At 63.6% G+C, this 18,852-nt stretch carries 17 protein-coding genes and 1 pseudogene; 8 read left to right on the plus strand and 10 right to left on the minus strand.

Annotation, left to right across the window (positions count from 1 at the left end; genetic code table 11):
- Positions 1 to 13 precede the first annotated feature (13 nt).
- Positions 14 to 274 (minus strand): helix-turn-helix domain-containing protein, encoded by a 261-nt coding sequence (locus K6L26_RS01550; protein ID WP_221852501.1) that lies wholly within the window; start codon positions 272 to 274, stop codon positions 14 to 16.
- Positions 275 to 334: 60 nt separating this feature from the next.
- On the opposite strand from K6L26_RS01550, the gene K6L26_RS01555 reads away from it, so the two are divergent.
- The gene (locus K6L26_RS01555; RefSeq protein WP_221852503.1) at positions 335 to 1,054 is read left to right on the plus strand and encodes a hypothetical protein; all 720 of its coding nucleotides are present in this window, start codon (positions 335 to 337) and stop codon (positions 1,052 to 1,054) included.
- 246 nt (positions 1,055 to 1,300) lie between these two features.
- Here the strand turns inward: K6L26_RS01555 and K6L26_RS01560 are convergent, their stop codons facing one another.
- Complete coding sequence (locus K6L26_RS01560) at positions 1,301 to 1,552, minus strand: hypothetical protein (protein WP_221852505.1); 252 nt, start codon at positions 1,550 to 1,552, stop codon at positions 1,301 to 1,303.
- A gap of 742 nt (positions 1,553 to 2,294) precedes the next feature.
- Here K6L26_RS01560 and K6L26_RS31995 point away from each other — a divergent pair.
- Positions 2,295 to 2,375: pseudogene (locus K6L26_RS31995) on the plus strand (DUF2510 domain-containing protein); the annotation flags it as partial.
- 213 nt (positions 2,376 to 2,588) lie between these two features.
- Positions 2,589 to 3,125: a hypothetical protein gene (locus K6L26_RS31600; RefSeq protein ID WP_245008670.1), complete on the plus strand. Its 537-nt coding sequence runs from the start codon at positions 2,589 to 2,591 to the stop codon at positions 3,123 to 3,125.
- Between the two features lie 179 nt (positions 3,126 to 3,304).
- Here the strand turns inward: K6L26_RS31600 and K6L26_RS01570 are convergent, their stop codons facing one another.
- Both K6L26_RS01570 and K6L26_RS01575 read right to left on the minus strand, forming a co-directional pair.
- Entirely contained in the window at positions 3,305 to 4,150 is an 846-nt protein-coding gene (locus K6L26_RS01570) for a serine hydrolase (protein ID WP_221852509.1), read from the minus strand.
- A 25-nt stretch (positions 4,151 to 4,175) separates the two neighbouring features.
- On the minus strand, positions 4,176 to 5,681 hold the full coding sequence (locus K6L26_RS01575; protein WP_435405356.1) for a serine/threonine-protein kinase: 1,506 nt from the start codon (positions 5,679 to 5,681) through the stop codon (positions 4,176 to 4,178).
- Between the two features lie 399 nt (positions 5,682 to 6,080).
- Here K6L26_RS01575 and K6L26_RS01580 point away from each other — a divergent pair, with 399 nt between their 5' ends.
- The 3 genes from K6L26_RS01580 to K6L26_RS01590 all read left to right on the plus strand — a co-directional run bounded on the left by K6L26_RS01580 (position 6,081) and on the right by K6L26_RS01590 (position 8,739).
- Positions 6,081 to 6,401, plus strand: a complete 321-nt coding sequence (locus tag K6L26_RS01580; protein ID WP_221852511.1) for a WXG100 family type VII secretion target — start codon at positions 6,081 to 6,083, stop codon at positions 6,399 to 6,401.
- Positions 6,401 to 8,173: an alpha/beta hydrolase gene (locus K6L26_RS01585; protein WP_221852512.1), complete on the plus strand. Its 1,773-nt coding sequence runs from the start codon at positions 6,401 to 6,403 to the stop codon at positions 8,171 to 8,173. The genes K6L26_RS01580 and K6L26_RS01585 overlap by 1 nt, the downstream gene beginning before the upstream one ends.
- A 95-nt stretch (positions 8,174 to 8,268) precedes the next feature.
- Positions 8,269 to 8,739 (plus strand): LppA family lipoprotein, encoded by a 471-nt coding sequence (locus K6L26_RS01590; protein ID WP_221852514.1) that lies wholly within the window; start codon positions 8,269 to 8,271, stop codon positions 8,737 to 8,739.
- 68 nt (positions 8,740 to 8,807) lie between these two features.
- Here the strand turns inward: K6L26_RS01590 and K6L26_RS01595 are convergent, their stop codons facing one another.
- Complete coding sequence (locus K6L26_RS01595; protein ID WP_245008671.1) at positions 8,808 to 9,473, minus strand: peptidoglycan recognition protein family protein; 666 nt, start codon at positions 9,471 to 9,473, stop codon at positions 8,808 to 8,810.
- A 306-nt stretch (positions 9,474 to 9,779) separates the two neighbouring features.
- On the opposite strand from K6L26_RS01595, the gene K6L26_RS31870 reads away from it, so the two are divergent.
- Entirely contained in the window at positions 9,780 to 11,333 is a 1,554-nt protein-coding gene (locus K6L26_RS31870) for a serine/threonine-protein kinase (protein ID WP_221852518.1), read from the plus strand.
- 12 nt (positions 11,334 to 11,345) lie between these two features.
- On the opposite strand, the gene K6L26_RS01605 is transcribed toward K6L26_RS31870, so the two are convergent.
- Together K6L26_RS01605 and K6L26_RS01610 are read right to left on the minus strand one after the other, a co-directional pair.
- Positions 11,346 to 12,152, minus strand: a complete 807-nt coding sequence (locus tag K6L26_RS01605; RefSeq protein WP_245008784.1) for a M14 family zinc carboxypeptidase — start codon at positions 12,150 to 12,152, stop codon at positions 11,346 to 11,348.
- Between the two features lie 58 nt (positions 12,153 to 12,210).
- Positions 12,211 to 13,647 carry a protein kinase domain-containing protein gene (locus tag K6L26_RS01610; protein ID WP_245008672.1) on the minus strand — a complete coding sequence of 479 codons (1,437 nt, stop codon included), beginning with the start codon at positions 13,645 to 13,647 and terminating at the stop codon, positions 12,211 to 12,213.
- A gap of 24 nt (positions 13,648 to 13,671) precedes the next feature.
- On the opposite strand from K6L26_RS01610, the gene K6L26_RS01615 reads away from it, so the two are divergent.
- Positions 13,672 to 15,015: an IS256 family transposase gene (locus K6L26_RS01615; RefSeq protein WP_015388812.1), complete on the plus strand. Its 1,344-nt coding sequence runs from the start codon at positions 13,672 to 13,674 to the stop codon at positions 15,013 to 15,015.
- 67 nt (positions 15,016 to 15,082) lie between these two features.
- Here the strand turns inward: K6L26_RS01615 and dszC are convergent, their stop codons facing one another.
- The 3 genes from dszC to K6L26_RS01630 are packed head-to-tail and all read right to left on the minus strand — an operon-like array spanning position 15,083 to position 18,764.
- A complete protein-coding gene (dszC, locus tag K6L26_RS01620) occupies positions 15,083 to 16,330 on the minus strand; it encodes a dibenzothiophene monooxygenase (protein WP_015388811.1) in 1,248 nt (415 codons plus the stop codon).
- Complete coding sequence (locus K6L26_RS01625) at positions 16,327 to 17,409, minus strand: type 2 periplasmic-binding domain-containing protein (RefSeq protein WP_221852522.1); 1,083 nt, start codon at positions 17,407 to 17,409, stop codon at positions 16,327 to 16,329. Before K6L26_RS01625 ends, dszC begins: the two co-directional genes overlap by 4 nt.
- Positions 17,406 to 18,764 (minus strand): dibenzothiophene-sulfone monooxygenase DszA, encoded by a 1,359-nt coding sequence (locus K6L26_RS01630; protein WP_221853319.1) that lies wholly within the window; start codon positions 18,762 to 18,764, stop codon positions 17,406 to 17,408. Before K6L26_RS01630 ends, K6L26_RS01625 begins: the two co-directional genes overlap by 4 nt.
- Positions 18,765 to 18,852 lie beyond the last annotated feature (88 nt).

Raw genomic sequence — 18,852 nt, forward strand, 5'->3', positions numbered from 1 at the left:
GTTGTGAGCTCAGTCAGTCCGGGGCGCTGAGAAGCTCACTGACCGGTACCCCCAGCGCGTCTGCTAAATCGAAGAGGCGTTCGTAGAGCAGACCGCGCCGGCCATGTTCGACGTCGATGAGAACGTTGCGGGTGACCCCGGAGGCGAGGGCAAGGCCCTCCTGGGTCATTCCGCGTTGGACCCGTAGGGCTCGGATGCGGCCGCCGACGAGGAGCCTGACGGTCGCCCAGTGGGCAGAGCGGTGTGGGTCTGTTTGCTCTGGACGCGTCGGCACGTCGTCTAGTCAGGGCGAGTCGACGCAGTAAGTCTGCCCTACTAGTAGTACATTGCGGGAATGGATGTGCTGGAATCCAACTTTGGCGGTGAAGAGCACGTCACGGCCTACGCTCTGGATTTGCTTGATGAACTGCGGCTCAACGTATCGCAATGTCTTCTGGTACTAGGCGTCCTCTCCAACCAGGCAGACCTGAGCTTCGGCGAACTCCAGCACGCCCTGGTGTGTGCTCGTGAAGAAGCCAAGCAAGCCTTCGAGGCGTCCAGTGTCGTACATCAGGGTGCGAAACTGGATGAGAGTTGGGGCACGGCTTTGTCACGCCCGAAGGCGATCTTCGCTCGCCACAGCGCAGCAGTGCGCGGCGGCGCCCCGCGAGTAAATCCGCTTCGTGGGCTTAGTGACCGTTTCGAGCGCCAGGTATGGCAACTGCCGGCCCTCGATCGCTCTCAAGATTTTGTTGCGAGCCGCCCTGTTTGTCAGGCTGCGATCCGAGCGACCGGTTCGCGATGCTCCAGCGCCGTGATCTACGTAGGAGCCGGCACATTCGCCGCTCATTGCTACTCGCACGCCACCGCAGTCGAACGCGAAAAGTATCGCGCTCATGCTCGTGCTGTCGATGCGCGCCAGTCCACGTCGCATCAGGAGTTGCTTGACATCCAGCAACGCGTCGGCGAGGTGATTGCCGACCTTTGGACTCAACGCCGAGAACGCCGGCAGAAGCACCTCGAAGAACTAGCTCGGCTTCCGGCCGAGAGGGGGAAACCATCCAACTTGGCATGATCAGCAACGGCGTGATGTCAGTGCGGTTTTAGAGGTGCGGTTGCGGCGTCGCCGACAGAATCGGGTGGTAGGCGGAACCGGTCAACGCACCGCCCTGCGAAATCGACCGTTGCTTCGCTCGACCTACGTTGTGGCTATTCCCGAATGCGCCGACGCCAGAGCTGTCAACGATACTTTCGGTGAATCTGATTGGCGGGCAATGTAATCAGCCAATGCTTTCCTAAACTACGCACGAAGCTTTGCGTCTCAGCTGACGTCCAGGGCGCCAATGCAACGCTCTGCGTACTCGCTGTAGGTCAGTTTTCCTGCTGCTAGGGCGGCCAAGCGCAGCAGTTGAACCTCAGTTGGTGACCAGCCTTCTAACATCGCGTCTGCTACAGCTGTTCGCACAGTTCGTTGAACGTCGGTGGTCAGGTGTGCTGTAACTCGTTGCAGCAGTTCCATATCCCCGCTGGACTTGTCACCATGGGCCGTGGGCATTTCCTCGCCGCGCGTCATCGCGCCCCTTCCGTGTGCTGCCAGCTAGACCGTGTCGTCTAGCTGGCAGTTTCCCGCAGTTGCACTATGCATTTCATCAGAAAGCAACCAACTATCCGCCGAGGCACAGCGAGGCTCCAGCGCAACCAACTGCGGAACTGTCTGTAGGACCGAGCAGCGAGACGAACGGCTCGGGCGAGCCCGGAAGGGCACGATGGGGCGACTATTAACGGTGCGTCCGTTTCGTGCGCGGCCAACTTGACACCCGACGTTGGCTCTTCCGGCAAGCCACTTCCGGACCCGCGAGTCCAATGTACTACTAGTAGGACATTAGCGCGATGCCTGTGGGAACGAGCACCATGCCAAACTGCTGGCCGTCGGGCGGCTTCCTTGGAGCGAACGCACCCACCGCCACCGGCGTGCGCCAGACCGGGCTCGGACTGCTGGCCCGATCCCATGCGCATCCATCGTGTGCCAGACCGGCCAGCCGGGCCGCGTGATCGCTACTGCCACCTGACCATGCAGCAGATCAGGCCTGCTTGTAGAGGCTTGACCGGCTTGACTGGTTGCGGCCGCGGTCGGGCGGAATCGTCAAGAGCTGCGGCTCTGTCGCGCAATGACAGGCACCCCGCTGGCTTCGTGACTTAGATTGCCCTCCCAACCCAATACCAACCGGGCGGTGCTCCTGCCAGAATGCGTGGATGATTCCCAGCTGTGGTACTGCGGTCGTCAAACACCGCCTAAGGTGTGGAGCCAGTTGCCGATGAAGACGCCGGCTGGCTGGTATCCCAATCCAGACGGCTCGCCGAGCGAGTGTTACTGGGACGGCGCGCGGTGGACCAATGAACAACGAATGTCTCAGACCTTCAGTCCCAGGGGCTCTCACGGGATACTGCGACCTGCGCCGCGTCCGGGTGAATCATCACCTCCGGGCACAGGCCATCGACACCCAGTGGAACCACACGACCGACGCCGGACCATCGGCTACGGACCTCCAGGACAATGGCCTGCGCGGCCCGGACCCATTGAGCAGGGAAGTAATCGGTGGATAATCGGAGTGGCGATTTTTGCTGTTGCCCTAGGCCTGGCGTTGACGTCGTTTGCCCAGTGGGGGCGGTTGAGCTACGCAGCCTCTGACGGCGGGTACGGGTCGCTCAAGGTGTCGGCGACCTTGTCGGGCTTCGGTGCGGTATCGGTAGAGGTTCCGGGCATCAAGGATTCGAGCGAGCGCGGCTTTGTGGAACATCAAGAGGCGTCTGCGCTGGAGGCTGAGGGACCAAATGCGCCAGGAGTCGCCGCGCTGGTGATGGGTTTGCTGATGGCGGGGTCGGCGTGGCTGTTTCTGCAGAACCGACATCGGTTGCGGGCCCTGATCGTGATCGTAATTGCGGCTGCAGCAAGCGTGATCAACGGCCTGTGGAGAATGGCAGATGTGCGAGGCATGTTCAACGATCCAGCGGGCTGGAGTACTGCCCATTACTCGGCCGGTTTTGGGCTGGTGGCGGCGACAGTCGCAGCATTCGCGCTTATGGGACTTGGTGTCACAGCATTTGTTCTAGAACGACGCAGAGACTCGTCTCCGAGCGCTGGGTAAGCAGCCGGGACGGCCAACGTGACATCAAACCTGTGGCCACCGTTCCGGAATTGCACCACTGCGTTCCAGCGCCAAGGCGCGCATCACAGCTGGTCATCGATGTACGGATTTTCAACACGGTCCGCCGTGCACTCCAGCGGCCGGCTCGACGTTGCAGGCTGTCGACTCGGGGATGTGGATCAGCTGTTTGTGCAGGAGCCGGCGCCCGGCAGCTCGGCAGTGTTCTGCGTGATCCAGTTGGCGAGGTTGTTGAGGATGCTGGTGGCGGTGGCGAAGGTGCCGTCGTCGGGTGTGGTGGCGATCGCCACGCCGAGGGGGCCGGTTTCAGTTTGGTACAGGCCGATTTGGCGGGCGAGGTAGTTGCCGTCGGGGCCGGGGCCCCAGCCGCCTTTGCTAGCGGTGTTATCGAGGGCGGCTAGTCCCCATTGTTGGTCTGGGGTGATGTTGCGCATCTGAGTGAGGACGGGTCCGGCGTCGGGTATGCAGGGCAGGGTCCAGGCGAATCGTGCGGCGTCAATTTGGGGCCAGATGGTTTGGCCGTAGGGGCTGTAGGGCGGCCTGATTTGTTCGGCTTGGACGTAGACGTCGGGGTTGGTTCCATCGGCGAGGACCTGGTGCACGGCCGTGGCCGCGGCGGCGGGGTCGCCGAGGGAGGCCCAGAGTTCATCGGCGGCGGCGTTGTCAGATGCGGTGATCGCCCGTTCGATCAACGGGGCGGTGTTAGCGGGGTCGTGTCGGGCGGCAGCGATGGCTAGGGGCACTTTGATGGTGGACCAGGCGGGTCCGGTGTCCCAGGTGCCGAACTGCAAGGTGTGTTGGCCGTCGGTGATGGTTATGCCGACTTCGCCGGGGATATGTTCGGCCAGGGCGGTGAAGCTGGCGGTGAGGTTTGCAGTGTTCGGTTGGCCAGCGACCGGTGGTGGGTCGGCGGGTGCGGGCGTTGCAGCGGCCGCGGCAGGGGTCGAGGCTGCGGGCGGGGCAGGTCTGATGCTGGCTGGCGTGAAGGAACATCCCGCGAGGAGCAATGTGATAGCTAGTGTTGCAAGGCTTTTAGTAGATGTAAACACGCGCGTTCACTCCGCCTTCGCAGGTGATCCAGCCTTGGCCGTGGTCTCGGCACTCCATCACGAATTGGTCGCCCAAGCATTGCGTTTTGCTGGGGTTGCACGGGACTGCCCCATAGGCGTTGACGATGCGCAGGTATCTGTTGGGTGGGCCCATGCGCCAGTATTCGGTGAGCACGTTGTAGGTGAACAGGCAGCTCGTAGCAGCGCTGCCGCGGCCCGCGCGGCTGCCGGGGCCGGTGTGGTTGGGGTGGTCGATGCCGGCGTCGCAGCGGTGGTGGCTGGCGTCGGCGCCGGTGACGATCGGCGGCGGGGTGGAGGCCCAGCTCGTGGTGGGATCAGCCGCCACGGTGGCCGTCGGCAGAGGCGCCGGGGTATGGGTGGTCAGCGGTGGTTGTGCAGACGGCGTACTCGGGCCGGATCGGTTGGCTGAGGTCACACCGATCACGAGTCCGATCGCCAACAGCAGTGCGGCGACGCCGGCCGCGCCGAGGCCGATCATCGGCCAATTGGGACCCGTGGCGGCCGGGACTGGCGGCTGGGCCGCAGTGTCGGCTGCCGGCGGTGACGATGATGCTGCGCGGGTGTGAACGTCGGTGGCCGCCAGTACGACTGGACCTGCCATGGTTTCCAACTGATCGGCCGGTACCGGTGTGGCCGGGGCGACGGTCAGGGCGCGCCCTGCGGCGCGTGCCAACGCGCCGGCGGTGCCATAGCGTTCGTCAGGTTCCTTGGCCATGCCCCGGGTAATGACCGGATCGAACGCCGACAGAGCCGAGCTGGCCCGGGATGGTTGTGGTGGCGCGCTGCTCAGGTGTGCATTGAGCAGGTGTTGCATGCTGACGGCGCCAAACGGGCGGTCGCCGGTGAGGGTTTCATACAGCACGCAGGCCAGGGCGTAGATGTCAGAGGCGGCGGTGGTGGGTTCGCCGTTGAGTCGTTCGGGGGCCATGTAGGCCATGGATCCGACGGTCATGCCGGCTTTGGTGATGTGGTCTTCTCCAACGCGTTCAGCGATGCCGAAGTCAAGCAGGTAGGCGAAGTCGGCGTCCCCGGTAACGATGATGTTCTCGGGCTTGACGTCTCGGTGAAACAGACCAGTTTTGTGGGCGTCATCGAGTGCGGCGGCGACCTGGCCGATGATGTGCACCGCGCGCTGGGGATCCAGCGGCCCGGCAGCGATCAGTTCGCGCAGGGTGGAGCCGCGGACTAGACGCATATCGATGTAGAGCGAGCCATCGATTTCGCCCCAGTCGTGGATCGGGATGATGTGAGGTTCTTGCAATTCGGCCGCGGCGTGGGCCTCACGGGTGAAGCGGGTGCGGTATTCGGGGTCTTGGGAGTACTCGTCGGCGAGGATCTTCAGCGCGACGAGGCGCTTCTTTTTGATGTCGCGGGCCTGGTAGACCGAACCCATCCCGCCTTTGCCCAGCAGGCTGATGATCGCGTAGACGCCGAACTGTGTGCCGACCCGTTTGTCCAGCGCACTCATCATTTCTCCCGAAAGTTCTACCGATCGCTCCGCGGGATTGTACGACTTTGCAGACCAAGCTCGGGCGCGCGTGGTTGATGTTGGACCGCTCGCGATACACGGGCTGGCGCCTCGGCCACGACATCCGAATGCCGTGTTGAGCCATTGTCTTTCGCAGGCAGGCACGCAGGCGCTACGCGCTTGTACGTTTCTAGGCCAGCGGAAATGAGCCGGAGACGCCACCGGCCGGCGGACAAACCTGCGGTCCCGTAGACAGGCTTGGAGTGGGCCAACAGTATTGGCTTTGGGCGGAGGTCAGAAATTGGTGGCGCGGTAGCTGTTGCAGGGGTTGTATCGTGAAAAGGCGCATTCACCGGATTGCTGTTGGGTGCGCGATCGTTATGCGGGAGGGGGCAGACGGTGGGAGACCATCTGGGAGTCGATCCGGTCGACCTGCACATGTCGTCGGATCACATGGACATGCACCATGCCGACTTATCGGCTGCTCACGCGGCCGCAGATGCTGATATCGAGGCCGCACAGTCAGGGTGGGTGGGGGCATCCGCTGCGGCATTACGTGCGAAGTTTGCCGAGTGGCAGGCCGCCTCGCAGGAGATGCAGGCCGACGTCGCTGCCCACGGCACAGCTTTTCGTGCGGCGGCCCATGGTTACACGACCGTGGATACCGAAAGCTCAGAAGCCATCCAAAAGAACTCAGAAGCTATCGAAAAACAGCTCTGATGGGCCTGACCCTTGCCGACATCGAGCGTTGGGACGCCTCGACACTTCGAGAAGTCGCTACTGCGCTCGGCAAGCGTGGTGCCAGCACCAACGACGTCCGTTCCGGGCTGACGAAACTCCCACTCATCGAAAGTTGGCAGGGCAGCGGCGGAGACGCAGCACGCGCCTCATTGGACAAACTGAGCGCCTACCTCGCCTCCCATGGCGAGGAAATGGCCAGAGTCTCGTCGGCGACCAGGTCCAGCGCCGACGAGATCGAAGGCGTCAAATCAGCACTGCACCGCATCTACGAGGACGCCCGCAACGAAGGATTCAGCATCGACCCCGTCTCCGGGGAAGTAACTGCTACCGACCAGTCGAAAGTCGGCGATCCTGTATATGCGTTGCAACAGGCAGACCTTGAAGTACGAATAAAGGACCTGCTCGTCGCAGCAGATGAAGCCGACGACGGCTTGGCGAAGGCCATCACGGATGCGGGTGGGCATTCGGCTGGCACCGATCCGCCCGATGTGCGTGATGCCCTTACCAAGCCGGTTCCCGATGATCCAAACCAGTTCCATGACTTTTGGGAGGGTCTGACGCCAGAAGAGCGTGACGCGCTCTATCAGCGGGACCCCACCATCGCCAACCACAACGGTATGCCTGGCGTCGACCAGGATTACTACAACCGCCAGACGTTGGACCGCGAACTGCCCCGGGCGCAGGCTGCCCAGGACCGCGTCGATGCCCTCAAGGCTCAGCACCCGGACTGGGCTGACGGCAAGAACATCCCGCCCCCTAATGAGCCCGGCGCGATCTTCGCTGACCGGCCCAAGTACGAGGCGTGGCAGAAGGAACTCAGCGACGCCCAGAACGGCGCTAGGTACCTGCCGGACTTGCAGGCCATCGACAGGGCCGTCCGCGACAACCCCGAACGCAAGCTCATGCTGCTGGATACCAAATCCGGCGAGCAGGTTCATGCCGCAATCGCTGTGGGAGACCCTGACACCGCCGATCACGTCTCGGTGACGGCTCCGGGTCTGAACACCACCGTGCACGGTTCCATTGAGGGTATGGCCAATGAGGCCATGAATGTTCGCAAGGAAGCGCTTGACCAACTCGATCTGGCCAAGCGTGGTGACGAGACCGTTGCTGCCATTGCATGGATCGGTTATGACATCCCCCAGGTTCCCGGCTGGGACCAGTTTGGTACGTCGGCGGATGGAGTGTGGGACGTCATGCATGACGACATGGCCCGTGCCGGCGCGCACGACCTGGCCGGGTTCTATGACGGCATCAACGCCGCACACCAGGGCCCATTGGACCTCACAGCGATCGGACACTCCTACGGTTCGCTTACCACTGGTCTGGCTCTGCAGGAGCCAGGTAACCACGGTGTCGACAACGTCCTGTTCTACGGTTCGCCCGGTATCGAAGCGTCCACACCGCAAGACCTACAGATGCAACCCGGCCACGTTTACGCGATGGAAGCCCCTGACGATCCCATTCAGGGTGTGTACGACGCCAGGTCTGTGATTCAAGGAATCCCGATTATCGGTTCGTACCTCAACGACGAATTCGGCGACTTCGGCCCGAACCCAGCCACCAATCCCAACTTCACCCAACTCGCGACGGCCCCAACCACGGTGCCCGATGGTCGCACGCTAGAAGGAGTCAGCGGTCCGCACGCGCATAGCCAGTACCCTCAACTGGGCGATAACAATCAGCCCCGTATCAGCGGCTACAACATCGCTGCCGTCGTGGCAGGCACAGCCCCGATCCCGGACAAGTGAGCACAGCGCCTATGACCTTGAACCGCACCGTCCGCCACCAACTCAGCGCGATTACGTGCCTCGCCTCGATTGCGCTATTAGGGACAGGATGCCACGTGAGCAATCCATACAAGCCCACCGACGCCAGCCAAGCCAGCCAAGCAGCAGACGCGCTGAAAACTCTGCCGTCGCTTGAAGACACACAAACGCAAGTGGAGTCTGCGATCGTAAATCTTGGCCAGCAGATCACCGCCATCGCTCCGTCTGTGACATGGGAATGGCGGCGTACAGACAGCAGAGGCGGCTGCAATCCACCGTACGAGCAGTCCGACGGCCAACTGATACTGCTACGAAACTACGTATCCGACACTCCAATTCCCGAACAGAACTGGAAGCAGGCTCTCGATCTGGCGCAGCAAGCTGCCTCTTCGTTGGGTGCAACCGAGCTCACGGTATTCAAGGACCATCCCAACGATCACGACCTACAATTCACCAGCGACACCGGGACAACGCTGCGCTTTGGATCCCAAGCTGCAGCGCTGATCACCGGCAGCACCGGGTGCCGACTGCCAAGCAAATATAAGTAGCGGCCTCAATACCGTCTGCCGCGCGCGTAACGCTCACCAAATTGGCGCTGGCGCCCCATCCCGCTCTGTCACTGGCCCGCCTCGATAGCAGCGACCTTGGTAGCGGCCTCTTCTCCGCAGAGGCGCTGCAGGTCGACAGGTCCTGCGGCGAGCAGGGCATCGATACGTGTATGCAGATCCCCTGAGGTGAGGTGGGAGTAGAGGTTAGCGCCGGGGCAGGCGGTGTCAGCGAAGTCTCGATGCCCGCCGAGGGTGCCGCTGGCTAGGTGGAACTGTTGGGCAGCCCACGCGAATGCTGTTGCAGCACCATTGAGTTGAGCTTCGGTGACGGTTTCCTGGTCGAAGTCGCCCTCGCAGAGGACCAGGAAGTGTCCAGCTGGGTCGTAGTTGGTTGCGGTATCGCCAGCGAGCTCCGGGCTGCGTAGTTCGTAGATGTTGCCGTTACGGTCGACGCCGACGTGGTAGGCGATGTCGATCCATCCCCGGTCATTTTGGTGGAAGCGCTGGTGCTGACGTAATCGGCTGGGGGCAGTGCGGTTGTCTCCGAGGACAACGGCGGTGTGGTGCAGCGTCATTCGGGTAATGGTGTGCGGGCGTCCACCGGCCCTGGCCGGTGCCGCGCCCCAGGCTTGCCGGCAGATCTCCACCATCGGCTGTCCGCCGGCCATCGTGGCGGCGGGTGGGCCAGGTTCCAGCGGCAGCGGACTGACCGCGATCGGTTCTGGCGGCAACACCGGTGCGGTGCTAGTGGGTTGCGCGGTGGGCGTCGAAGTCGATTCGGTACTGCCAGCGCATGCGCCGAGTGTTGCGGCCAATCCGAGGCTGCCACTGAGCTGGAGGAGCCGCCGCCGACTCAGAGCGTCAAGCCGCGGCCCGTATCCGCGGCTGGGCTGCATCTCCATCGTCGTCACGATACGCAGCAACTCAGGACGCCAGGGCTCGTTGGCAAAACTGACCGGTATCCGGTGCGGAGGGAATCACGCACGATGATGGGCCGTAAAAGGCCTGATCAACTCGGTGGAGCTGGGTAATATGCGCCCATGTCGATTGCCGAAGGGCAGGTGTTCGCCGGCTACCGCATCCTGCGATTGCTGGGAACCGGGGGAATGGGCGAGGTCTATCTCGTGCAACACCCACGGCTGCCCCGGCAGGAGGCGCTGAAGATCTTGCCATCGGCAGTCAGTGCGGACCCGCAGTTTCGTGCCCGGTTCGCTCGCGAGGCCGACATCGCCGCGACGTTATGGCACCCGCACATCGTGGCCGTCCATGATCGCGGTGAGGACGACGGCCAATTGTGGATCACGATGGACTACGTCGAAGGCAAAGACGCCGCGGAACTCCTGCGGAACCGCTACCCGCACGGGATGCCACCCGCTGAAGCATTCGAAATCGTGTCAGCGATCGCCGAAGCGCTCGACTACGCCCACGAACGGTATCTGCTCCATCGCGACGTCAAACCCGCCAACATTCTGCTCACCGACAAGCGTCAAGAAGATCGACGAATCCTGTTGGCCGACTTCGGTATTGCCCGTGACACCTTCGACAGTGGCGGATTGACCGCCACGAATGTGACGGTGGGCTCGGTCGCCTACGCTGCCCCCGAACAACTCACAGGTCAGCCGCTGGACGGCCATGCAGACCAATACGCCTTGGCTGCGACAGCGTTTCACCTTCTGACTGGCACCCCGCCGTTCTCCAATACCAACCCGGCGGTGGTGATCGGCAATCATCTGTCCTCACCACCTCCGAGGATTGCCTCCATTCGGCCCGACCTTGGCGACATCGATGACGTGCTCGGCAAAGCGATGGCCAAAGAACCGCACCAACGGTTCGAGACATGCCGCGCCTTCGCCACCGCGCTTACTGGACGCGGGGCCCGTGTCGCAGGCTCGGGCGATGCCACCCAGTTCGGTGTTCCCGCATCGGCCGCTCCCACTATGTATGCGTTCCCGGCGTCTGCGGCTCCCGAACCAGTTGTGCGTCAGGAGCGTTCATCGCGGCGATGGCCGCTGATAGCGGCAGCCGTCGCTGTCGGATTGCTGGCCGTTGGGTTGGTTGCCTATGTTGGGGCGCGATTAGGCCAGCCGTCCGCTCCCACGGCTCAACCACAGCCGACAGCATCACCGTGGCAGGAAATCTCCGACCCCCCAAAACCGCCGGTCAGCGCCTCTCCCAGCCCGCCGTCAATTCCGCCGAACCAATCGCCCAGCGCGCCTGTACAGCGGCCACCGTCCGCACCACCTCGACCACCGACGGTGTCCTCGGGTGATCTCGGATTGCGTCAACCGATGAGCCGACCATCCTGCAACGGCCAGTACATCGTCATCTTGGGCTCCGTCACCACGCCGGGACTCTATGAAGCTGGCGTGCAGCGACTGTTGGATGCCCACCCAGGTGCCTTCTACCTCCGCACCGACCAAACCTGCCCTTCATTGCGCGCGGCGACCGAAGACGGAAACCCGATCTACGCGGTATTCCGCCCCGGCGGAACCACTCAAGCTCAGATGTGCGCCGCCGTACGGGCCGCCGGCGGCGACGCCTACGGCAAGGTGCTGGATTACACCACCAACCCCGCAGTTCCTTTCCGCTGCTGAATCGCAATTGGCTCAGGACGATTGGGCGCCGCGGATCGCTTCCAGCAGCGCTGGGCGTAGCTTTTCCCACACTTGAAGAGGGTCAGAGCCCCGGAGTACTTCGATGGTCACGACGGCGATACCGCGGTCACGACCCACATACGAGCCCAGCGACCCCGGTGTTGGGGCGAACGCACTGGACTCTTCGACCGGCATCCCGGCGGTCCTCGCGAACCGCTCGGCGATGGCGCGGGCAGGGCCGTCGAAGTTCACGAACTCGCGGCCCAACCAGGAATGGGCTACTAGTACAAGTTCTGGGGCCGTGCGGTCGATCGTCTCGACCAGGGCTCGGGATTCAGGCTGGCTCAGTGGTGTTCCCCCATTGGAAGGGGCAGCCGCATCGAAATTGGCGGCCGGAAAGTTGCGGTTGATGTCGACGCCGTGAGCGTTGCCGCGCGTACCTGCCGCGCGGCCATCCGGGTTGGCGTCCTCGAGAATCGTCAGGGTGGCGAGGCCAGCAAGTCCGTCCGCGGTGAAGGCACTTGCAAGTTGTCCGGTGGTGTAAGCGCCCTCAGGTTCGTCGCCGTGAATCCCGCCTACGAACAACACGCGGCGTGGGCCGTTACCGATCGTGCGCGTCCGAATCGGCCGCGACTGCACCGACAGTCCGATCGGCTGCCAGCCGGTGTCGTCTACGGTTTGGCCCGTTTCAGTGGTCACTGGGTGGGGCTCAACTTGCATCGACGTGGACGGTGATCCGCTGAGCGTCTTGCCTGAGGTATGCAATGGCGCTGCCGGGCCGGATTCGTCAGCTTGACGGCTGCAGGAGGTTGCCACCATCGTGACCAAGACGCTGGCGATACCTACTGCCAGCAGGAGGTTCCTCACCGGAGGTTCATCAACATGATGGGGTTACTCCTTCTTGCAGGCTCACGTACACCGCGTTGATGTAGGCGCCGTTGTACAGCCGGTACCAGACATAGCTAGACCCTTGGCCCGCGTTGGAACGCAGATCCCCGGTGGTCTGGCACACCACCGTCACCGCAGTACCGTCCTTGAGGTCGTTGGGGTAAAGCCGCTCCGAATCCGTATACGGAGCTATCCGCTGCTTAACCCCGCACGAACCACCTTCGTCGCACGTTCCGACCACGAGCCCGTTGCGGAAACCTGGTGCGGGTAGCGCTGACTGGGTGGCCGTGGGGGCGGGTGTGACGATGATCGTCGTTGTTGAGTTTGTGGGGGACGCGGCTGGCGTTGTGGTTGTCGCGGGCTCGGCTGCAACCGGCTCCGTCGGCACCCGACTGGTGACCGTGACTGGGGCTGGAGCCGTCTGCGCTGTCTCGCCTCGCTGATTGGTCACAGTGCTGACCAAAGCGAACGCCCCACCTACCACCACGATGGCAAGCAATCCCAGAACTGCCACAACCGGGGTGCTCCACCGAGGTGACTGCGCCGAAGTACTTGCTGCTGGAACACTTTCCGGAATCGAGGCGGTTCGCCACTGTTGTCCGTCCCAATACAGCGTGCCTTGTCTTCCGCTGGGGTCGGGATACCAACCGGGCGCCAACATTGTCGCCGGTGTCGTCTCCACCTTGGTGTCCACACGTTTGGCAGGCTTCTTTGGTGTGGGCGCCAGCATCGTCGGTGCCAGACGCGTCTTTTCCGATCCGACGGTGGGTTTTGCCGCTGCCAACGCTCGGGCGAAAGCACTGCAGCTCGAGTACCGCTTGTCTGGGTCCTTGTCCAATCCCGTAGCGAGCACTTCATCGAGTCCTGCGAGGTCGGGGTGCATCCCGGATAACGCGGGAGCTGGATTGTTGAGGTGGCGACTGATCACGACTGTCGGATTGGGATCGCGAAAAGGTGGAGCCCCGGTAAGTAGGTGGAAAGCGGTTGCCGCCAATGCGTATTGGTCGGTGCGGCCGTCGAGATCATTGCCCATCAACTGTTCGGGCGCGGTGTAGTCGACCGTGCCGACGGTCATGTTTGTTTCGGTCAATCCACCCGGGTCATCGATAGTGCGCGCGATCCCGAAGTCGGTGAGCAGGATTCGCTGCTGCCCGTCATCGTCGTCTTCGGCAGTGAGCAGGATGTTGGCCGGCTTCACATCGCGATGCAATAGCCCACGTTTGTGGGCATGATCGAGCGCCGACGCGACTGCGGTGACGATCGCGCTTACCAAATCAGCCGGCATACCTGCGGGGTAGCGCCGGGCCAGCAGACTGGCAGCGTCCTCGCCGTCGACAAAGTCCATTGCGATCCAGAGCTTGCCGTCGGTTGTGTCCCTCCAGCGGTGTAAAAGGGTTCGGACGTAGGTTCCCTCGAAGACCAGCAAGTCTGAAGGAAGGAACCCACGTCCGTGTCGAAGAGGATATCGCCTGCGCAGCGGTTGCAGGCAGAAATTGATGAGGTGTTCGCCGGCGGCGAGGACCTGGCGGGTGCGATCGAGCAGGTCGCGGTGCTCGGCGCCCGGTTGCTGTTGCAGGCCGCGATCGAGGCCGAGGTGACCGCGTTTTTGGGCCGGGACCGCTATGAGCGGGCCGCAGGCAGTGCGGGCGCCCGCGCCGGGATGCGCAACGGGTACTGCCCGACCACGGTGAAAACCACCGCCGGCCCGGTGACGCTGGAGCGGCCGAAGGTGCGCGGCACCGCCGAGCGCTTCGCCTCCCAGTTGTTCGGTAAGGGGGTGACCAAGACCAACGCGCTGGAGTCGCTGGTGATCGCCGGGTTCGTGCGCGGACTGTCGACACGCGATGTGCAGGCCACCTTGACCGAGGCGCTCGGCGAGACCGCCGCGGTGTCGAAATCGACGGTGTCGCGCATCTGCGAAGACATCCGCGACCAGTTCGAGGCCTGGAGCGCTCGCCGGCTCGACGACATCGAGCTGGATTACCTGTTCCTCGACGGCAGCCACTTCAAATACCACGCCAACGCGTCGGCCGACCCGGTGCTGGCCGCGTGGGGTATCGACACCGACGGCAACCCGGTGTTCGTCGGGCTGGAGGCCGCTTCAAGCGAGTCCGGTGACGCGTGGGAGGGGTTTTTGACCGGGCTCGGTGAGCGTGGGTTGGCGTGTCCGCTGCTGGTGGTCAGCGACGGTGCGGCCGGGTTGATCGGCGCGGTCGAGCGCACCATGGGCGCGGCGCTGCGGCAGCGGTGTCTGGTGCATCGCGCCAGAAACGTGTTGGCCAAGGTGCCCAAGAACGCCCAAGCGGAGGTCAAGGCCGACTACTGGTCGATCTTCGAGGTGCCCGACACGATCGAGCCCGGCCCCGACGCGGTCGGGTATGTGCAGAAGCGGCTCGACGTGTTCGAAAGGCGTTGGCGCGACTCCTATCCGGCAGCGGTGCGGTGTCTGCTCAGCGACCGTGACTCGCTGACGGCCTACCTGCGGTTCCCGCGTGAGCACTGGACCCGGGTGCGGCACTCCAATTTCATCGAGCGGACGTTCGGTGAGACCCGCCGCCGGGTCAAGGTCATCGGTCGGCTGCCCGGCGAGGTTTCCTGTCTGAAGCTGGTGTGGGCGGTGCTCGATCGCGCCTCGGCCGGGTGGCGAGGGTTCACCATGACACCGGCCGGGCTGCGGCTGCTGGCCAACCTGCGCAGGTCGCTGCATGACCCACTTTCCGAACTCCCGCAACGGAATTCGGGAGTTCACGCCGAAACCGGCGTGGCGCCAACCGATTCAGCTGCCACCGCATAGAATCGATTGTCACAGGCCGACTATTCGTTTCAGGTGGGGAGCGAGCCTTCTCCCCACCCGAACGTGGCTATGACGTGAAGCCGGGCACCGGGTAGCGGCCGTTGAGTATGTAGTTGCCGACTTCGGCGATCTTGTAGGAGACCGGGTCGTGCAGGGTATGGGTGCGGATGTTTCTCCAGAATCGGTCGAATCCGTACCGGGGGTGTGTGCCGCGGGCTCCGATGACCTCGAAGATGCGGCTGGTGATGTCGAGGGCGACCTGTGAGGTCAACGCCTTAACGCCGGACACGCGGACCATGAGCTCACCGCGATCCTCGGCGGTCAGTTGTCGGCCTTTGTCCCAGACGGTTTGCAACAGTCGCGCGGCGTCTCGCGCGGCGGCGTCCGCGCCTTGGTAGGCAATGCCCATTTCGCCGTAGGCGCGCACGACGTAGGGATCCTCGACCGCCTGGGTGACACCGGCTGGTGTCCACGGGCGGGCTTGGGTTCGGGTGTAGTCGCGCGCGGCGTCGAGCGCCCCCTGCGCGATCCCAAGGTAGACGTTGGCGAAGCTCAGCTGGACCAGTGGCCCGAACAGGCTGGCGGGCTGGAACTGGAAGAAGTCATTGATGATGGCGTTGGGGCCCCCGAGAACCTCGTCAGCGCGCACCTCCACGTCGTGAAACTCCACGGTGCCACTGTCGGTGCGACGCATGCCCAGGGCGTCCCAGTCGTCGTTGACTGTGACGCCGGCTCGGTCGGTCGGGATCACCGCGGTGATGATCGATCCCTGCTGCGCTGACGCGTCTTGAACTACTCCAAAGACGAGCAGCAGGTCTGAATCCGTGGCGCCGCTGGTGAAGTGCTTGGTGCCTTCAAATCGGTAGCTTCCGTCTTCGTGGGGTGTGGCACGGACCTTCCAGTCCAGCACGTGGCTGTTGTTCTCGCTGGATGCGTTGCCGGCCCACCAGTTGTGTTGCGCCACCTGGCGGTAGACGTGCTCCGTCTGTTCGCTCGACCCCAAGAGCTCGATGAACGCGATGCACACGGTGTGGTACCCGAACAGATGACCCAAGGAGCCGTCTACTTTGGCGATCTCGCGGATCACCTCGAAGATGGTGGGCCAGTCAGCACCCCATCCCCCGAACCGTTGCGGAACTGCCAGCGACAGTAGGCCGCTGGCGCGCAGGTCCTCGCGTTCGGTGGTGGCCGATCCGCCGGCACGGTCGCGCTCGATGAGGCCGTCCTGCCATGTCCGGGCCAGATCACGCGCTACGGCAACGGGGTCGGCGAGGTCGGCTGGCCGGGGCTTCGCGGTGTTGGTCGTCAGTGTCATGATCCGTTTCCTGGTGTCGATCGGTTCAGGCTTGCGGCTAAGAACTCCGGTGCGGCCCATTGCTCAAGATCGACCGGGTGATCGATCAGGTCGTTGTCGAGGAGGAACCGCTGTGTCTGGTCCAGCAGGTTGATGGCGGATTCGTCCAGGCGTGGCACTAGGTGCTCAGCGAAGTCGGGGCCGAATCCTCGGTCGATCGCCGCGGGCGCCACGCCGAGGTTGGCGGCATGGATTGTCACCACCTCGTCGTGGTGGTGACGGGACCACTGGCCAGCGCGCACCGCGGCGTCGACGAGCCGCTGCACCAGATCGGGGTGGGTCTCGACCAGCTGCGCGCTGACCGTCCAGACGCTGGCGTATAGGTTGCGTTGGTCGCCGCTGAGGTCGGCCAGTACACGAGCGCCGTAGAGATCTTCCAGTTCGGCAGCCCACGGCAACCAGCTGAACAGCGCGTCGACTGTGCCAGCGTCTAGGACGCCGGCTTGGTGGTGGGCCACCGCGGGGAACAGATCGGCGCCCTTGACGCTGGTGGCGGCGCTAAACCGGTCCGCGGGCAGATCCACGCCGGGAGTCTCGATGGCGACCAGGTCGACATCGCCCAGTTTCACACCGCCGCGCTCCAGCGTGGACAGCAGGCCACGAGCCTCCCAGGTGCCCAGGGCGATCAATGTCTGCCGCCACGGGTCGAGCTGGCGATAGTCACCCAGCTCGCGGCGCAAGATGCGAATCGCCGCCGCCGAGACCCCGACCCGGCGGCCCGCCAACTCGGCGGGCGACCGCACCGGACTGTCCGCGCACACGTAAAAGCCCTGAGGCCCGGCGAAGCGGGTGACGCCCAGCAGGCGGGTACGCCCCGGTGCCCGCAGCCCCTCGCTGACTAACGGCGGGATCTCCCCACCGAACCTGGTGTAGGCGGGATGGTCGTAGGTGAAGTGTAAAGCGCCCTGGGCGCCGCTCAACACCTCCAGGGCGATACCCTCCTGCGCCAACAAACCCGCTTCCAAGGCGGTCAGCAGCGCATTGGGAACCGGGCAGTTACTGTAGGCCAGGACATCACGCTCGACCGGAGTCGTGGTCATTGCACGCTCCTACCGGTGGGGCGGCTCAACCCGAGATGCTCGCGCAAGGTAGTTCCCTCGTACTCGGTGCGGAACACTCCGCGCTCCTGCAGCAACGGCACCACCTGATCAACGAACTCGTCGTAGACGCCGGGCAGATAGGCCGCAGAGATGATGAACCCGTCTGCGGCACCAGCCTCGAAATGGCTGACGAGTTGCTCGGCGATGTGCTCGGCTGTTCCCGCCCACTGCGGCACGAACCCGACGTTGGTCCCGTATCGCCGTCCCAGTTCCCCGAGCGACAAGTCGCTGCCGCCAGCGGTCGCGGAAAACATCTGCAACATGGTCGGCACATGCCGGTCACCAAGGTCGGCCACGATATCGGCGTACTTGGTGTCCAACGGATACGCCGAGAGATCAATCCCGCTATGACTCGACAGGGTCGACAGACCGACCTCAGGATGCACCAGCGAGTTGATGTATTCCAGCCGGTCTCGGGCGATGGCCGCAGTCTCTCCGAGGACCGGCATGATCGCCGTGAAAACCTTCGTCTGGTCCGGATCGCGGCCAGCGGCGGCCACATTCGCCTTGAGGTCCTGATAGGTCGCACGCATGATGTCCAGATTCGGCGAGATACTAAACACCGCTTCGGCCCACCGCCCGGCGAAGCGCCGACCGCGCGGTGACAATCCCGCCTGCAGGATAACCGGCTCGCCCTGCGGTGACCTGGGGACCTGCAACGGGCCGCGAACCGACAACCATTTGCCCTGGTGCTCGACGTATTGGACCTTTTTCGGGTCGGCAAACCGCCCGCCCGCCTTGTCCAACAGCAGAGCATCGTCGCCCCAGGAGTTCCACAGCTTCTTCACGACCTCAAGGAACTCGTCGGCACGGTCGTAGCGGATATCGTGTTCTAGGTGCTTGTCGACCCCGAAATTGCGCGCCTCCGAGTCGTTAAGCGACGTCACCACATTCCAGGACACCCGGCCATCCGACAGATGGTCCAGCGTCGCGAAGATCCGCGCGACGTGGTAGGGCGGGTAGTACGTCGTGGAAACCGTCGCGCCCAAACCCAATCTGTCGGTCGCCGCGGCCATTGTTGCAACAACACTGGTCGGTTCCAGGGCGATCGCGCCTTGACCGCCCAGGCCGACGCCGGTCTGAAGGTCCCCACCGTAACTGTCTTCGATCGCCAAACCGTCCGGCAAAAACAACAAATCGAACTTCCCGCGTTCCAACGTCCGAGCGATCCGCTTGTAATACTCACCGCTGAGAAAGCCATTCGTAGCGCCCACGTGACGCCACGCACCGTGGGCGTGGGTCACGTTGCCAGCCGAGAAAAACCCAGCGAGGTGCAGTTGACGGCCTTGGGGCACGGTCGTGGTCAAAGATGTCCTCCCTTTCGAGGAGTGGGCGGTCCGATCGAGTATCTATTCACGAGCCATCAGCAGCACAGGGTTAAAA

The sequence above is a fragment of the Mycobacterium farcinogenes genome (assembly GCF_019739075.1).
Taxonomy (GTDB): domain Bacteria; phylum Actinomycetota; class Actinomycetes; order Mycobacteriales; family Mycobacteriaceae; genus Mycobacterium; species Mycobacterium senegalense.

Excerpts from the sequence above, each read along its gene's own strand:
- K6L26_RS01555 (WP_221852503.1), top strand. The coding sequence starts at position 335 with ATGGATGTGCTGGAATCCAACTTTGGCGGTGAAGAGCACGTCACGGCC.
- K6L26_RS01560 (WP_221852505.1), bottom strand. The coding sequence starts at position 1,552 with ATGACGCGCGGCGAGGAAATGCCCACGGCCCATGGTGACAAGTCCAGC.
- K6L26_RS01575 (WP_435405356.1), bottom strand. The coding sequence starts at position 5,681 with ATGAGTGCGCTGGACAAACGGGTCGGCACACAGTTCGGCGTCTACGCG.
- K6L26_RS01585 (WP_221852512.1), top strand. The coding sequence starts at position 6,401 with ATGGGCCTGACCCTTGCCGACATCGAGCGTTGGGACGCCTCGACACTT.
- K6L26_RS31870 (WP_221852518.1), top strand. The coding sequence starts at position 9,780 with ATGTCGATTGCCGAAGGGCAGGTGTTCGCCGGCTACCGCATCCTGCGA.
- K6L26_RS01605 (WP_245008784.1), bottom strand. The coding sequence starts at position 12,152 with ATGGTGGCAACCTCCTGCAGCCGTCAAGCTGACGAATCCGGCCCGGCA.
- dszC (WP_015388811.1), bottom strand. The coding sequence starts at position 16,330 with ATGACACTGACGACCAACACCGCGAAGCCCCGGCCAGCCGACCTCGCC.
- K6L26_RS01625 (WP_221852522.1), bottom strand. The coding sequence starts at position 17,409 with ATGACCACGACTCCGGTCGAGCGTGATGTCCTGGCCTACAGTAACTGC.